This window comes from Pseudomonas putida (assembly GCF_025905425.1).
Taxonomy (GTDB): Bacteria; Pseudomonadota; Gammaproteobacteria; order Pseudomonadales; family Pseudomonadaceae; genus Aquipseudomonas; species Aquipseudomonas putida_AF.
On record NZ_CP109603.1, the window covers coordinates 2,971,967 to 2,987,345 of the forward strand.

General features: G+C 63.0%; 17 protein-coding genes. 9 read left to right on the forward strand and 8 right to left on the reverse strand.

The annotated features are described in order from the left end of the window. Positions 1-4 precede the first annotated feature (4 nt). Positions 5-1,321 (reverse strand): MFS transporter, encoded by a 1,317-nt coding sequence (locus OGV19_RS13150; protein WP_264313778.1) that lies wholly within the window; start codon positions 1,319-1,321, stop codon positions 5-7. Between the two features lie 245 nt (positions 1,322-1,566). Between OGV19_RS13150 and OGV19_RS13155 the strand changes: the two genes are divergently transcribed. Beyond that, positions 1,567-2,436: a LysR substrate-binding domain-containing protein gene (locus tag OGV19_RS13155; protein WP_264313779.1), complete on the forward strand. Its 870-nt coding sequence runs from the start codon at positions 1,567-1,569 to the stop codon at positions 2,434-2,436. A gap of 29 nt (positions 2,437-2,465) precedes the next feature. Beyond that, a complete protein-coding gene (locus OGV19_RS13160; protein WP_264313780.1) occupies positions 2,466-2,837 on the forward strand; it encodes a DUF2784 domain-containing protein in 372 nt (123 codons plus the stop codon). On the opposite strand, the gene tam is transcribed toward OGV19_RS13160, so the two are convergent. Then, positions 2,827-3,603: a trans-aconitate 2-methyltransferase gene (tam, locus tag OGV19_RS13165; RefSeq protein WP_264313781.1), complete on the reverse strand. Its 777-nt coding sequence runs from the start codon at positions 3,601-3,603 to the stop codon at positions 2,827-2,829. The genes OGV19_RS13160 and tam overlap by 11 nt on opposite strands. A gap of 107 nt (positions 3,604-3,710) precedes the next feature. On the opposite strand from tam, the gene OGV19_RS13170 reads away from it, so the two are divergent. Then, the gene (locus OGV19_RS13170) at positions 3,711-3,890 is read left to right on the forward strand and encodes a hypothetical protein (protein ID WP_264313782.1); all 180 of its coding nucleotides are present in this window, start codon (positions 3,711-3,713) and stop codon (positions 3,888-3,890) included. 3 nt (positions 3,891-3,893) lie between these two features. Here OGV19_RS13170 and OGV19_RS13175 read toward each other — a convergent pair whose 3' ends face one another. Further along, entirely contained in the window at positions 3,894-5,303 is a 1,410-nt protein-coding gene (locus OGV19_RS13175) for an amino acid permease (protein WP_264313783.1), read from the reverse strand. 326 nt (positions 5,304-5,629) lie between these two features. Here OGV19_RS13175 and OGV19_RS13180 point away from each other — a divergent pair, with 326 nt between their 5' ends. Then, positions 5,630-7,054 (forward strand): aminotransferase-like domain-containing protein, encoded by a 1,425-nt coding sequence (locus OGV19_RS13180; RefSeq protein WP_264313784.1) that lies wholly within the window; start codon positions 5,630-5,632, stop codon positions 7,052-7,054. A 180-nt stretch (positions 7,055-7,234) separates the two neighbouring features. Beyond that, positions 7,235-8,155: a LysR family transcriptional regulator gene (locus OGV19_RS13185; protein WP_264313785.1), complete on the forward strand. Its 921-nt coding sequence runs from the start codon at positions 7,235-7,237 to the stop codon at positions 8,153-8,155. A gap of 56 nt (positions 8,156-8,211) precedes the next feature. On the opposite strand, the gene OGV19_RS13190 is transcribed toward OGV19_RS13185, so the two are convergent. Next, on the reverse strand, positions 8,212-8,493 hold the full coding sequence (locus OGV19_RS13190) for a type II toxin-antitoxin system RelE family toxin (protein ID WP_264313786.1): 282 nt from the start codon (positions 8,491-8,493) through the stop codon (positions 8,212-8,214). Further along, the gene (locus OGV19_RS13195) at positions 8,483-8,728 is read right to left on the reverse strand and encodes a type II toxin-antitoxin system Phd/YefM family antitoxin (RefSeq protein ID WP_264313787.1); all 246 of its coding nucleotides are present in this window, start codon (positions 8,726-8,728) and stop codon (positions 8,483-8,485) included. Before OGV19_RS13195 ends, OGV19_RS13190 begins: the two co-directional genes overlap by 11 nt. A gap of 169 nt (positions 8,729-8,897) precedes the next feature. Between OGV19_RS13195 and OGV19_RS13200 the strand changes: the two genes are divergently transcribed. Further along, positions 8,898-9,440: a WYL domain-containing transcriptional regulator gene (locus OGV19_RS13200; protein WP_264313788.1), complete on the forward strand. Its 543-nt coding sequence runs from the start codon at positions 8,898-8,900 to the stop codon at positions 9,438-9,440. A gap of 13 nt (positions 9,441-9,453) precedes the next feature. Here the strand turns inward: OGV19_RS13200 and OGV19_RS13205 are convergent, their stop codons facing one another. Continuing rightward, entirely contained in the window at positions 9,454-10,188 is a 735-nt protein-coding gene (locus OGV19_RS13205; RefSeq protein WP_264313938.1) for a hypothetical protein, read from the reverse strand. A 349-nt stretch (positions 10,189-10,537) separates the two neighbouring features. Here OGV19_RS13205 and OGV19_RS13210 point away from each other — a divergent pair, with 349 nt between their 5' ends. Beyond that, positions 10,538-11,161 (forward strand): glutathione S-transferase family protein, encoded by a 624-nt coding sequence (locus OGV19_RS13210; RefSeq protein WP_264313789.1) that lies wholly within the window; start codon positions 10,538-10,540, stop codon positions 11,159-11,161. A gap of 146 nt (positions 11,162-11,307) precedes the next feature. On the opposite strand, the gene OGV19_RS13215 is transcribed toward OGV19_RS13210, so the two are convergent. Both OGV19_RS13215 and OGV19_RS13220 read right to left on the reverse strand, forming a co-directional pair. Continuing rightward, on the reverse strand, positions 11,308-12,072 hold the full coding sequence (locus tag OGV19_RS13215) for a hypothetical protein (protein ID WP_264313790.1): 765 nt from the start codon (positions 12,070-12,072) through the stop codon (positions 11,308-11,310). 171 nt (positions 12,073-12,243) lie between these two features. Then, positions 12,244-13,425, reverse strand: coding sequence for an MFS transporter (locus OGV19_RS13220; protein WP_264313791.1), 1,182 nt, complete (start codon positions 13,423-13,425; stop codon positions 12,244-12,246). A 94-nt stretch (positions 13,426-13,519) separates the two neighbouring features. Here OGV19_RS13220 and OGV19_RS13225 point away from each other — a divergent pair, with 94 nt between their 5' ends. Then, positions 13,520-14,449, forward strand: coding sequence for a LysR family transcriptional regulator (locus OGV19_RS13225; protein ID WP_264313792.1), 930 nt, complete (start codon positions 13,520-13,522; stop codon positions 14,447-14,449). Positions 14,450-14,572: 123 nt separating this feature from the next. Next, positions 14,573-15,304: an AraC family transcriptional regulator gene (locus OGV19_RS13230; RefSeq protein WP_264313793.1), complete on the forward strand. Its 732-nt coding sequence runs from the start codon at positions 14,573-14,575 to the stop codon at positions 15,302-15,304. Positions 15,305-15,379 lie beyond the last annotated feature (75 nt).

Sequence of the window (15,379 nt, forward strand, 5' to 3'; positions counted from 1 at the left end):
TCCTTTAGGTACGCAGTGGCTTGATGGCCATGCTGGTGTTGGGCGCCACGTCATGGCTTTGTACCGCTGTGGCCGGGCGGCTGTTCCAGTGCGGCAGCAGCACCAGCGCCGAGAACAGCGCACAGCCGGCGAACACGATGAACACCGTGACGCCATCGAAGTAACCGGGCAGCAGCCCGCCGAGTACAGCCCCGACCGAGCCGCAGCCGTTGACGAAACCCGCAGCGGTAGCCCCGGCCTTGGCGGTGCCGAAATCGATGGCCGCAGCGCCGCTGATCATCGAGTCCGGCCCGTACAGGGTCAGGCCCATGACGAACAGCAGGCCCACCACCAGCATCACGCTTCCGGTGTGCATGGCCGCCATGAACGCCGCCAGGGTCACCGTCAACAGCACCAGGCTGATCACGCAAGCCGGCATCCGCCGCGCGCCGAACAGTTTGTCGGAGGCCAGGCCGATCATGATCGGCCCCAGCAACCCGGCCAGCTCGAAGGCCGTGGGGATGATCGCCGCACCGACCTTGCCCACCGACGGCATCTGCTCGAAGACGATCACCGGCCCCCACAGCAGGATGGCGTAGCGCGCAGGTTTGAGCAGAAAGTAGGCCAGGCCCAGGGTCAACACCGTGCGGTTGCGCAGGATCTCGCGCAGGGGCGCCCAGACACTGCACAGGTTCGAGCCCGGCGCCATGCTTTGCGGCTCGGGCTCGACGGCGGGCAAGCCAACATCTTCAGGCTTGTTGCGCTGCAGGAAAAAGAACAGCACGGCCACCAGCGCGACCACCGCGGCACTGGAGAAGAACGCTGCGTGCCAGCTACCGACCAGGGTGTAGGCCCACCAACCGGCAAACGGCGAGGCCACCAGGCCGCCAAAGGCATAGCACGAGCTCCACAACCCCAGTACCCGCCCGCGCTGCGCTGCGGGGAAGAAACTGCCGATGTTCTTGCACAACCCTGCCCAACCGGTGGACTGCGCCAGGCCCTGGATCAGCATGCAGGTGGCAAAGATCGGGAAGGTGGCGTAGCTGCCCATCACCACCGCCGCCGCAGCCGAAATCAGCAAGCCGCCGAGCACCACCACGCGGGGGCCGAAGCGGTCGGCGAGCATGCCCCAGGTGAACTGGCCCACGGCATAGGCGGCCAGGTAGATCGCGTCGAGGTTGGCCATGGCAGCCTTGTCGAGCATGAAAGCGGGGTCTTCGGCGATCCCCAGCTTGGCCACCGAGAAGGCCTTGCGGGTGAAGTAGAAGGCGGCGTAGGCCAGCCAGGTGATTGCGAAAATCTGCATACGCCAACGTTTGAACGTGGCTAGGGACTGGTTCATGTGAGTCTGACCTCTTGCTCAAGTGTGCCGGCAGAATGTGAAGAAACGCCTGTCTTGTTCTTGTGTTGCGCACAGCGATGACGGCGGCCCGTCATCGGGTCAGATGGCGCTGTATGAGCACCATGGCCCGGCCGGCACTTGTGGCACCGGCGTTGGGCTGAGGGGTATGGAAACAGTTGGTGACTGATAAATAAAATCGATTTATCGTATTTCACACATAAGCTCAGCTTGTTACTGGAGGCGTCATGTCGGTGTCACACGCTCAACTCAAGGCCTTCCACGCGGTGGCGGTGCACGGCAGCTTCACCCGTGCGGCGCAGAAGCTGTTTCTGACCCAGCCGGCGATCTCCGACCAGGTGCGCAAACTTGAGGAGCGCTTCGGCGTGCTGCTGTTCCACCGCAACAAACGCTCGGTGCAACTGACCGACCTGGGCGAGCGCCTGCTGGGCATCAGCCAGCGCCTGTTCGCCTGCGAAGCCGAAGCCCACGAGCTGCTGCAGGACTCCCGCGCCCTGCACACCGGCAGCCTGGTGCTGGCGGTGGACGCACCGGTGCACGTGCTGCCGCAGATTGCCCGGTTCTGCCAGCGCTACCCGGGTATCCAGGTGAAGATCGAAACCGGCAACACCGATGAATCGCTGGCCCGGCTGTTCAGCTACCAGGCGGACCTGGCACTGCTGGGGCGGGACGTCGACGATGAGCGCCTGCATTGCCTGCCACTGCGCCGCGACCCGATGGTCGCGTTCGTTTCCCACCACCACCCTTGGGCAAGTCGGGGTTCGATCAGCCTGGCGGATCTGGATGACACCCCGCTGGTGCTGCGCGAACCCGGTTCGGTAACGCGCCAGACGCTGGAGGAGGAGATGCAACGGGCCGGGCTGCGGATTCGGCCGGCGATCCAGGTGGAGGGCCGGGAAGCGGCGCGCGAGGCGGTGGTGGTGGGGATTGGCGTGGGGGTGGTGTCGGCGGCGGAGTTTGGCGCGGATGCGCGGGTGTGTGCGTTGCCGATTGTCGATTGCCAGCGGCACTTGACCGAGACACTGGTGTGCTTGAGCGAACAACGTACGCGGCGAGTGGTGGCGACGTTCTTGCAGATGGTTGAAGAAGGGCTGTAAAGCTGTACCAATGATTGAGGATCACGCCCATGCTCTTGCGATTAGCCGCCGACGCTCTGGTGCTGTTGCACCTGGCCTTCATCCTGCTGGTGCTGTTCGGCGGCCTGCTGGTACTCAAGTGGCGCACCGCCCTGCTCGTCCACCTGCCCGCCCTGGCCTGGGGCCTGGCGGTGGAAGGGCTGCACCTGGAGTGCCCGCTGACCGACTGGGAAAACCGCATGCGCTTCGCCGCCGGCGACGCCGGCTACCACGGCGGCTTCGTCGAGCACTACGTCTGGCCGCTGATCTACCCGGCCGGGCTGACGCCGCAGATACAATGGCTGCTGGGCGCCATCGTGCTGCTGCTCAACCTCGGCATCTACGGCTACGTGCTCTGGCGCTGGCGCCGCCCTACCGCGTAGCGATCACGAACAACCGCGGGAACGGCAACAACACCTTGCCGTCGGTGGCAGGCGGGTAGTCGCGCTGCATCGCCTGCAGGTACATCTGCACAAAGCCTTCCTGCTCTTGCGCGTCCAGCCTGGCCAGGTAGGGGCGCAAGGCCGAGCCTTTAAACCACTCCACCACCGCTTCGGCGCCACCGGCCAACGGGTGATGGTACGTGGTACGCCACACATCCACCCGCGCGCACAACGGGCTGAGCAGGTCGTAATAGAACGCCGCGTTGTGCCTGGGCGGTAGCTGAAAGTCGGCGAACTTGGCGGCCCAAGGGCCTTGGCTGGCGATCTCGCGCAGCTGCCGGTGCGCCGGTTCGTCGAGGTTGTCCGGGGTCTGCACCGCCAGGCTGCCGCCCTCGCTCAACTGGCTGACCAGGCGCGGATACAGCGACGCGTGGTTAGGCACCCATTGCAACGAGGCATTGGCCAGGATCAGGTCTTGCTTTTCGGGGGTGGCCCACTCGGCAATATCGGCAATGACGCAGCGCACGCGGGGCACGCACAACCGCTTGCGCTCGCGGGCTTTTTCGATCATGTCCGGGTCGCTGTCCAGCGCTATTACCTGGGCATCGGGGTAACGCTGCAGCAGCACCTCGGTCGAGTTGCCAGGGCCGCAACCCAGGTCGACAGCATGGCGTACCGGGTGTGGCGGCACGGCGGTCAGCAGATCGCGGACGGCGCGGGTGCGCTCGTTTTCGAACAGGGAATACTGGGTGGCGGACCAGGCCATGTGCGGCTCCTTTGGGCGGGCAATGTGCCCAGCATAAGCCAAGTACTGGCACTTAGGGTCTATTCGCGGGCCGGAACCGAGCGTCTATCCTTGAAGTCAGCCCCTATATGCACATGCCCATGAAAACCTTCCTCGCCCTCGCCATCCTCGCCCTGATCGGCGCCGCCGCCCTCCTCGGCTCACCCTGGATGAACCAGCGCTTCCACATGCCGCCGGACAAAAACCCGGCCCATCAACGCGAAACGGCCGGGTCCCCAAGGGAGCCGGCCGTCTCGAACCACAACTGACGCTTAGTGACGCTTGGCGCTGCGGATCTGATGCACCACACCCATGGCTACCACGACCGCCGCCGCGATACCGGTGGAGATCACCAGGATCTGGTAGTCAGGCATGAAGGCCATGGTCACCAGGGCCGCCACGATGAAGGCGATCACCAGGTAGGTCAGCCAAGGGAACAGCCACATCTGCAGACGCACTTCCTTGCCTTCGGCAATCAGCTTGCGGCGCATGCGCAGCTGCGAGAAGGCGATCACCAGGTACACCAGCAGTGCGATCATGCCAGTGGTGTTCATCAGGGTGTCCAGCACGTCTTTCGGGCGCAGGGTTTCGCTGAAGTTGATCAGCGCACACACCACCGCCACGGCGCACGAACCCATGATCGCGTACACCGGTACACCGGTGCCGGCGCGGGTGATCTTGAAGAACGACGGCGCGTCGCCACGCTGGGACAGCGAGAACAGCATGCGCGACGCGGTGTAGTGACCGGAGATCAGGCAGCTGCTTACCGAGGTCAGGACCACGAAGTTCATCAGCAGCTCGGCATACGGCACGCCCAGCAGCTCCAGGGTACGGCGGTAAGCGCCATAGCCCGATTCGCCCAGGTGCGGGTCGTTCCACGGTACCAGGCAGACGATCAGGAAGATCGAACCGACGTAGAACAGGCACACACGCCACACCACCGAGTTGGTGGCCTTGACGATCTGTGCAGCCGGGTCCTTGGCTTCGGATGCCGCGATGGTCACGATTTCGGCGCCGAGGAAGGCGAACATCACCCCGAGCAAGGCACCAATCACCGTGGTGATGCCGTTGGGCATGAAGCCTTCTGCGGTCAGATGGCTGATGCCGCGCACCTCACCGAACTGCCAGACGTTCATCACGGCCGCGGTGCACACCACCAGGAAGCAGACGATGGCGATCACCTTGATCAAGGCAAACCAGAACTCGAACTCGCCGTAGTGCTTGACGTTGAAGAAGTTGACGGTGATCAGCAGCAGGGTCGTAGCCAGCACGAACACGTTGACGCTGACGTCAGGGAAGAAGCCGTGCAGGATCTTGCCGGCCACGTAGGCTTCCCACGCCATGAGGATGACCCAGTACCACCAGTACAGCCAGCCGATGGTGAAGCCCGCCCAACGGCCAATGGCGCGGTCGGCGTAGGTGGAGAACGAGCCGGTGTCAGGCGAGGACGTCGCCATTTCGCCGAGCATGCGCATGATCAGCACCACCAGGATGCCGCCTGCCAGGTAGGCCAGGACAGCGGCCGGGCCGGCGCTGTGGATCACGCTGCCGGAACCGACGAACAAGGCGCCGCCGATAACCCCGGCGATCGACATCATCGTCAGGTGGCGCGACTTGAGGGAGGCACTGAGCTTGCTCTCGTGCTCGCCTTTCGCGGTGGTGGTTGTGGATGTTGCGTCCATCAGTTGTGTACCCCGTGCTTCTTTTTATCCAAGGAAAACTGTGAGACCCCGATGGCTAGCGGCCTCACCTGTACATCAGTGCTAATGCGGGCAGGATGGTGTGAACAAACACACGCAGGCCATCCATGGCGGCCTGCTGACGCGCCCCAAGGTTTGCCCTTCGAGCGAACTGAACATGCTTTATGTGGCGATATCCGACACCTAATGTAAAAATGTCCGACGCAGAGAGCCATGCACAGTGGCATGAATCTCGCACTGCACTGTACAGGTCGCCATTGCAATACACCCTGCGAGCGCTAGCGCTACGCACCCTGAAAGGCCCCCGAATGTTCGAATTACATCCAGACTCCCCAACCCCGCTGGTCAACCAGATCATCGACGGCTTGCGCGAGCTGATCGACAACCAGACGCTCAAGCCTGGGGCCAAGGTCCCGTCTATCCGCGCCTTTGCCGCGACCTACTCGGTGAGTACCTTCACCGTGGTCGAGGCGTATGATCGCCTGGTCGCCCAGGGGCTGCTGGTAAGCCGGGGCAACGCGGGGTTTTTCATCAATCGCGCGGCCGGCGAGCTGCTGGACAAACACAACGCCGAGGCCGACACCAGTCGACCAACGTTCAACTCCGAGTGGTACCTGCAACAGATCTTCGAGATCCGCCAACTGCCGTTCAAGCCCGGCTGCGGCTGGTTGCCCAATGACTGGATGTACGAAGACGGCCTGCGCCGTGGCCTGCGCCAGGTTGCCGGGAGCCCGCTGGAACTCTCTGGCTACGGCGACCCCATGGGCCTGGCCGAGCTGCGCACGCTGACCGCGCAGAACCTGCAGCAAGAACTGTCGATCGTCGCCAACCCGGCGCAGTTGATGCTTACCCACGGCGCCAGCCAGGCCCTGGACCTGGCCGCGCGCACCTTGGTACGCCCAGGCGACGTGGTGCTGGTGGACGACCCAGGCTACCCCAACCTGATGAGCATCCTGCGCACCCAGGGTGCGACGTTGGTCGGCGTGCCGCGCACCCCTGCCGGATACGACCTGAACCAGCTGGAGCAGTTGCTGGTGCACCACCGCCCCACCGCGTTCTTCACCCAGCCACACCTGCACAGCCCGACCTGCTCGCGCACCCCGCTGCCGCAGTTGCACCGCCTGTTGCAACTGGCCAGCCAGCATGGCTTCCGCCTGGTGGAAAACAACCTGTACGCCGACATGGTCGCCGAGCCGCAACCGTGCCTGGCCAGCCTCGATCACCTGCAACAGGTGGTGTATGTCGGCAGCTACTCGAAGAGTATTTCGCCTAACGTGCGGGTCGGCTACATGATGGCCAACCCGGAGTTGATGCAGAAACTGGTGCACCTGAAAATGCGCTCAGGCCTCACCACCTCGCAGGTGATGGAGCGTGTGGTGTACGCCGCGATCATCGATGGGCGCTGGCGCAAACACCTCAAACGCCTGCGCCAGCGTTTGGCCGAGGCGCACCAGGAAGTGGGCCGGCACTTGCACCGGCTGGGCTTTGAGCTGTTCACCGAATCGGACGAAGGGATGTACATCTGGACCCGCCACCCGGCGATCCCAGACAGCGCGGCGCTGCTGGACGATGCATTGGAGCAAGGCATCATGCTCGGGCCTGGGCAGTTGTTCATGGTGGATGCCAAGGCGACCGGGTGGATGCGCTTCAATGTGGCGTTCAGTACGGACCCGGCGATGTGGGAGTTGTTGGAGAAGGTGTTGGTGAAGCATGTGCGGCGGGGTGGGCTGTAGGGGCCGTGCTGTGGCGGGGGTCGCCTTGACATCTCCAGCGTTTTTGAGATCGAGCGCCGCGCGGGCGCTCAGGGGGCGCTTGGTCGGTGTATGGCTGCGATTTATCGTCCCGGGGCTATGATTAGCCAGCTTTCTATTTATTATTCGAACTATTAGCCACGCTTATCATCGAGCCCGACAATGTCTGACCGCCTGCTCAACGACCGCCTCGACTGGAACCTGCTGCGCACCTTCCGGGTCATCGGCCAGGAGCTGTCCATCAGCCGCGCAGCCGCCCGGCTGCACCTTACCCAGCCGGCGGTCAGCCAGGCGCTCAAACGTCTTGAAGAACAGCTCGGCCGGCAACTCATCGCCCGGCGCGGGCCGCGCTTCGTGTTGACCGAAATGGGTGAGCAGTTGTTCTTGCTGGCCGGCGAGGTGTACGGGCAGATGTCGCAGATCGGCGGGCTGCTGGAACAACCGGCGGACGAACTGGTGGGCAAGGTGCGCCTGCTGATGATCAGCCGCATCGTCAGCGAGCGCTTTGACGACTTTCTCGCCGACTTCCACCGCCAGCACCCGCGGGTGGAGCTGGAAATCGACGTGATGCGCAGCTCCGACATTGTCGCCGCCTTGCAGGAGAAAACCGCCACGGCAGGCCTGAGCCTCAACCGGCGGCCTCAACCGCGACTGGAGCAGCGGCTGTTTCTGCGCCAGCGCTATGCGTTTTTCTGCGGCAAGCACCATGCGATGTTCGGCCAGCTTGAAGGCGACCTGCAGCGTGAGAACTTCGTCAGTTTCACCAGTGACCAGATTGGCGGGATGCTCTCGCCGCTCACCATTTTCCGTGACCAACAAGGTTTCTCTGGGCGGATCGTGGCCTCTTCGCCCAGCCTTGAAGAGGTGCGCCGACTGGTGATTGCGGGGTTTGGCATCGGTTGCCTGCCGGAACATGTGGTAGCCCCGGATGTAGCAGCGGGACTGCTATGGAAGCTACCGCCGCAGGAAGGGATCGCAGATGTCGATATTCACCTGCTGTGGAACCGGGAGCAGCGCCTGAGTCGCGCGGAGGAGATGTTTATCCAGGCAATGCAGCAGTGCCTGGATAACGGGCAGGAGTAGGATTGGGTTGAAAATGATCCGCACACTGTGAAGCACTGCTTTGATTTAACGCTTTTCTACCGCCTTTTAGCTGAGTCATAGACTTCGCTACGCTCGCGTTTGCCAATAGAAACTACAACTACAACGATCCGCTCATCTTCGACCCGGTAGATGAGGCGATACCCAGAAGCCTTGAGCTTGATTTTAAAGTGATTGGGCAACTCTCGTAGGGCATCGGCCTGCACCCTGGGTGCTTGCAAGCGTTCTCGGAGCTTTTTCTTGACCTGTTCACGCACTGTATGGCCGAGTTTGCCCCATTCCTTCAACGCCGAAGGAAGGAACTCAAGCTTATAGGTCATCCAGTGATACCGGCACGCCTTTTTCACCTAGTCGGGACTTGGCCAGCTCGCTCAGCTCGATATCTTCGAGCCGCTCCATCATGGCTTCGTAGAGTTCGGCCGGTACCATGTACCCCATCACCCGATTGTGATTGAGCACGGCGATGGGCATGCCTGCGGCTCCGGACATTACCGCCGTTGGGTTCTTTTTCAGTTCCGACACGCTTACCGCTACGCCAGCGAAAATGTTCTGCATGGTGATCGACCTCAATTAAGACCAATATTTTGGTCAAAGTACCTACCAATAACAAGCCATGAGCGCCTAAAAATTTGGATCCCATCCGCGGGCAAGGTATGCTTTGAGCGATAGCTAAATGCCACCACCCAGGAACGCTAAGCGCCTGGCACTCACGGACGAGCCTCCTTTGCCCAGCCACCCTACCCGCCACACCATCGCCCGCCAATGGGAGCTGCTCAAGCTACTGCCTGGCCGCCACCCTGGCATGAGTTCGATGCAGTTGCAGGCTGCCCTGAGTTTGGTGGGCCACACCACCAGCAAGCGCACCGTCGAGCGCGACCTGGTCGAGCTGTCCGCGTTGTTCCCGCTGCACTGCAACAGTAAAGGCATGCCCTATGGGTGGTACTGGCAGCCCGGGCTAAGCCTCGCCGAAGCGCAGCAACTGCAACCGGATGCGCTCTCTGCGGTACGCCAGATCGCGCTGCGTGCGTGGGTCGATGACACGCTCGCCCGTCGCCTCGAACAGCAACCGCTTTCCACGGACATGCAACTGACCCCGCAGCAAGACGGCGGCGCCACGCTGGCAGCCACCGTCGACGACAGCCGGGCGTTGATGGGTTGGTTGCTGTCACAGGCCGGGGCGATTCGCGTCCAGGCCCCCGAGTCGCTGCGCGCTGCCTTGCTGGAACAATTGCGCCAAAGCCTGGCGCTACACGATGAATGTCACTGATTCGATGGGTACGTCAGGACGGCAACACCGGCACGCGTCGGCGTGACAGGCAAGCGTAAGCCAACGCCAGCACACTGAACCCCAGCACGCCCAACAGCACCAACACTTCACGGCTGTAGCGCGCCATCAGTGCAGGGAAACCGCTGAACTCGCGGTACACCTGCACGTCGGCCGCGCCGTCGGCGTGACGAATGCTGACACCACCCTGGCGGATTTGCGAGTAATCAGCGTCGAAATATACCCACACCTTGCAGGCCCCACCGGGTTCGATGGCGGGTATTTCGACCAGGGGCGTGGCGGCTTCGACAATGGTGTCGTTGCCCGCGGCATCGCGCACCTGCACCAGGCCCTTGGCCGGCAGGCGGATCTTCACCAGGCGCACAGGCGCATCACCGGTGTTGCGCAGGTCGATGAGCAGACCGGTACGGTGGTCCACCAGCCCCGCCTCGAAGGGTTTGGCGAACAGCTGGGCGTAAGGCGCCTGGGCCAGTTCGATCAACCGCTCGACCTGGTCATGGTTCAACTGCCCTTCGCTGATGACGTTGATACGCCCCTGCAACTGCTCGTACTTGAGCTGCTCGCTGGCCTTGCTGATGCGCTCGCTGAACTGGCTCGGGTAGGTCAGGTAGGCATAGGTCAGGGAGGCTTCCAGACGAGGGCTGCCTTTGATCACCACATAAGCCACCACCATGACCATCAGGCCAATCAGCAGGGCTACGAGGACTTTGCCGACTTTGTCCCAGCTCAACACACACTTCCTTCTGTCGTGATACTGACGATTCAAGCGGCCCAAGGGTGCCCATTTAGTGGCGCCCAGGCAAGCGTTCAGCACCCTAGTAGTGACGGCAGCGACGCCATCAGCATGGCCACCCCGGGCAGCGTCAGCAAACTCAGCCCCAGCCGGCATGTTGTAGGTGACCACGCCGGCCCCAGATAAGTGAGCATAGTCACCCTCAACATCGACAGCCGGGGTGTTGAGCGCTGTACCCTGCCAGAGCCCGGCGAAGATGTCTGCCACGGGGCTGTTTGCGCGGTTGTTCTTGACCGTGGGCATGCCGTGAACGACGATCAGGCTTCCACAGACAAGGACGAAAACCATGTTACGGATCTTGGGCAGAGCGTCTTCCATCAATGTGCGAAAAGTCCTCTGGGCCTGTGCCGAATTCGATATCCCCTACGAGCGGGAAGACTGGGGCTCGGGTTTCAACGCTACCGACACACCCGAATTCCTGGCGCTGAACCCCAACGCCATGATCCCGGTGATCCAGGATGGCGACTTCACCCTGTGGGAATCCAACACCATCATCCGCTACCTGGCCACGCGCCATGACCAGGGCGCCATCTACCCGGCCGAGGCACAAGCGCGAGCACGTATCGATCAGTGGATCGACTGGCAGGCATCGGACCTCAACAAGTCGTGGAGCTACGCGTTCATGTCGCTGGTCAGGCACTCCCCCGCCCACCAGGACCCGCAAGCACTGGCCACCGGCTGTGCGGACTGGGGCCGCTACATGCAGATTCTGGATCGTCAGCTCGCCGCTACCGGCGCCTATGTCGCAGGTAGCCGGTTCTCGTTGGCCGACATTCCTATCGGCCTTTCGGTCAACCGTTGGTTCGAGACACCCTTCGAGCACCCTCACCTGCCGGCAGTCAGGGCTTACTACGAACGGCTAAGCCAGCGCCGTGCGTTTTGCCTTCACGGCAGAAACGGCACGCCGTAGGCCCTTCACATCTAGGGCACTGGTTGCACCGCTGGGTAGTAGGCACTATGGCCGGGGGCGCATTGCGCCCCCACGACCTAAAGCACAAGCACATCCATCGGGATGACAAAGTTGACTGGGTTGCTGACTGAGCGTGCAACTTAGGCTCAGCGTGCCTCCAGCAACTTCGCCAACACGAAGGTCACCATCACTGCCAGCAACACGCCAACGGCAACCGACGTTACCGCCCCCCACTGCAACAGTGTACTTTGCAGGACCAGGTAAAAGCCCACCACGCCCACGGCGCCAATACCGTTGCCACGTACGATCGCAGCCAGTTCCTGGCGCCCGCCCTGGACGTGGGCGAATACCGCAAGAGGCCAGGCGATGACCGGGACCGGCGCCAGCATCCCACTGACCACCGGGCCGAGCAAGGTCGCGCTTGCCGTGATCACCAGCAGCAGCAACGTGGCCGTCATCATGCGCATCGGGATGACCCAACGGGGCATCGGCACATAACGCGCAGCGCTCGCGTCTGCAGGTTTCGAGGTGGCAACGACAATGGCGATGACCAGTAACAGCGTGGCAATCACGGACAATGCCACCCAACCCAGGTGGCTGGTTGCCAACGCTGCCACGACGAAGAAGACCAATGCCGCGATGCAGCCGGCAAAGGCACCAATGTGTCGGGTAACCCAGTAGTAGAACAAGCAGGTCGCCTGCACGGCAGCCACCCCGGCCAATGCCCCAGGTACGGCCAACGACGCGAAGCCCTCGCCCTGCTCAAGGCTGAGAAACAGCATGACCAGCGCCGAGGTGACCGGCAGCCCGGAAAGCAGCCCGCCAATTTGCGCACCCCAGCGTTTACCCGCAAGCGAAATGGCCAGCATGAGGATGGGGGTCATGAAGAGTTTGAGGTAGAAGACAGTCATGCAGAAGTTCGGATCTGGAGGGAGGGATAAGCCTTGAGCGCTTGGGCACGGCTTGCTTGGCAACAGCGCATGCTAGCTGAAGAGCGCCTCGCAGCACAGTGACGATGGCCGTCCCAGGCGCTTATGCCGTGTAACAACCCCTCTCTCACGGAACAACACATGACTGATTGATCAAGCCGGCACCTGGGCTGCCTTCGACGCCACCACGCCCCGCGAGCGCCAGGCAAACAGCAACACCATCACTAGCCCCAACCCCGCCATCAGCGCCCCCGCCAGGGAAATCGCCGGGTAGCCCAACCCCGCATTGATCACCGCTCCCCCCAGCGCGGCGCCTATCGCGTTGCCCAGGTTGAACGCCCCGATGTTCACCGCCGATGCAAGGTTGGGCGCTTCCTTGGCCGCTTCCATCACGCGCATCTGCAGTGGCGGCACCAGGGCAAAACTGGCCGCGCCCCACACCAGCACAGCCAATGCGGTGGGCACTGACCAGGGCATCAGCAACGGGAACACCAGCAGCACGGCGATCAGTACCGCCAACGAGACGATCAACGTACGGTCGACCGAGCGGTCCGCAGCCTTGCCGCCCCACATGTTGCCCAAGGTCAGGCCGATACCGAACAACACCAGCATGACCGTGATGAACGTGGTGGAGGCCTGGGCTTCGCTGTGCAGGATCGGCGCAATGTAGGTGAAGACGGTGAACATCGCGCTGGAGCCCACCATGGTCAGTGCCAACGCCGCCAGCACCGGCCCACGGCAGAGCACGCGGATCTCGGCCAAGGCCCCGTCACTTTTGGGCAGCGGCACGTTGGGCAGTGCATACCACAACGCTGTCATCGCAATCAGCCCAAGGCCCGCAATCCCCCAGAATGCCGTACGCCACCCCAGCAATTCGCCGAACCAGGTGGCCAGCGGCACACCGCCGATGGTCGCCAGCGTCAGCCCCATGAACATGGCCGCCACGGCCCCTGCCCGCTTTTCAGGCGGCACCACGCTGGCCGCAACAATCGAGCCGATGCCAAAGAACGCACCATGGTTGAGCGAGGTCACCACGCGGGCAACCAGCAGGCTCGCGTAGTCGTCCGCCAGGGCCGACATCAGGTTACCCAGGGTAAAAATGGCCATCAGCCCGATCAGCAGGTAACGCCGTGGCACCCTGCCGGTGGCCAGGGTCATCAGCGGGGCGCCGATCAGCACGCCGAGGGCGTAGGCGCTGACCAGCAGCCCGGCGGCGGGTATCGATACCCCAAGGTCTGTGGCAATGCTGGGCAACATGCCCATGGGGGCGAACTCGGTGACACCGATGCCAAAGGCACCGATGGCGAGTGCGACGAGAGGTGGATTGATGCGCATGGAGGGCTCCTTATCTATGCCCAGAATGCTACGATCCGCCAAACGAATGCACTAGACCGCATCTTTGCCAATCACCTTTGCGCACGAGGCACAAATGGACTTCAACGGCAGGTCCGGAGAGATGGAGATTTTTGCCAAGGTCGCGCAAGCGGGCAGCTTGTCTGCGGCGGCGCGGGCGCTGGGGCTGACGCCATCGGCCGTCAGCCGGATCATCGCGCGTACCGAACAGCGTCTAGGTACCCGCCTGCTGCTGCGCACCACGCGGGCCATTTCGCTGACCCCTGAGGGCGAAGCCTACCTGCGCGGCGCGCGGCGGATCCTGGCCGACATGGATGAGGTCGAAGAGGCGATCACCGACCAGGGTGTACCCAGGGGCCGGCTGCGGGTGAGTGCCGCACTGGGGCATGCACGGCTCACGGTGGTGCCCTTGCTGGCGCAGTTCAGCGCCCTGTACCCGCAAGTGCTGGTCGACCTTACGCTGGGCGACGAACTGGTCGACATTGCTGGCGGCCAGGCCGATGTCGCGCTGCGCTTCGGCCACTTGCCGGACAGTTCCCTGAGCGCCCGTTACATTGGCGATACCGGCCAGGTGATCGTCGCTTCCCCCGATTATCTGCAACGCTGCGGTACCCCCGTAGAACCAGAAGACCTGGCCCGCCACAACTGTTTGCGCTTCAACTTCCGCCGCGCGGAGCCCGACTGGCCGTTTCGCCGAGACGGTCAGGAATTTTCCCTTAAAGTCACCGGCAACCTGGAGTGCAGCAGTGGCGAGGCACTGGCCCAATTGGCCAGGCTGGGCGCCGGCATCGCGCGCATTGGTACATTCACGGTTGGCGATGACCTCAACAACGGGCAACTGGTGCCCCTGCTGGAAGCCTACAATCCCGGCGACCGGGAGCCGATTCATGCCGTGTTCGTCGGCGGCCCGGCAATGCCGGCGCGGGTTCGGGTGTTGGTGGACTTCCTGGTCCAGCATCACCAGGGCTGGCCTTCGAGCCACCTACCACCAAGATTGACACCCTGAGCGCAATTCATTCGCTATTTTCGGCTGTGTTCTGGGTGACTTAGCAACCACACCTCAACGCCTTGCGATAGCATTGGATCCAATCTTTACCCTGCTCGCCGCAAACGCCCTGAGGAGATTGGCATGCACGCTTTGGGAATGGACTATCGGCACGGCGAGGTGGTTGCCAGCCACTGCCATGCCGAGGATCAGCTGATCTATGCCGCCAACGGTGTAATGCGCGTGTGCAGCGACGGCGGTAACTGGGTGATCCCCCGTGGGCAGGCGCTGTGGATACCCGCCGGGGTCAGCCACGAAGTTCGCATGCAGGGCGAGGTGGCCATGCGTACCTTGCTGCTGGGTTCGCACGTTACGCGCTGCCATGTCATTGCCGTCTCGGGCCTGTTGCGCGAATTGATTCTGGCGGGGTCACGGATGTTGCAACGCGACGAGCCGCTGGGCGAGCACGCGCGGGCGCTGATCCAGCGTGAGCTGGAAACGGCCGAGCGCATCGATGCTTACGTGCCGGTGCCGCAGCATGCCCGGCTGCGAGCCTGGTGCGAGGGCTTTCTCGAAGACCCGGCCCAGGACCTGACCCTTGAGCAATGCGGCGCGCAACTGAACATGAGCGCGCGTACCCTGGCGCGGCTGTTCCAGCGCGAGGTGGGCATGTCTTATGGTGCGTGGCGGGCGCGCACCCGCATGATTCTCAGCCAGCAGAGCCTGGCCGACGGCAAGCCGATCCTGAACGTAGCGCTGGACCACGGTTACCAGAGCGCCAGCGCCTTTGCTGCAATGTTCAAGCGCATCCTTGGCTACAACCCCAGCGACTGGCAAGTCTGCGTGCTGGGCACGGGCGCCGCACCCACGCACTGAGCACCTTGGTTAAGGTTGTCCCACTTGCGCGCAGGGTTGTCCCGCTTGCGGCAGCGGGGCTGCCCTGCCCCTCGC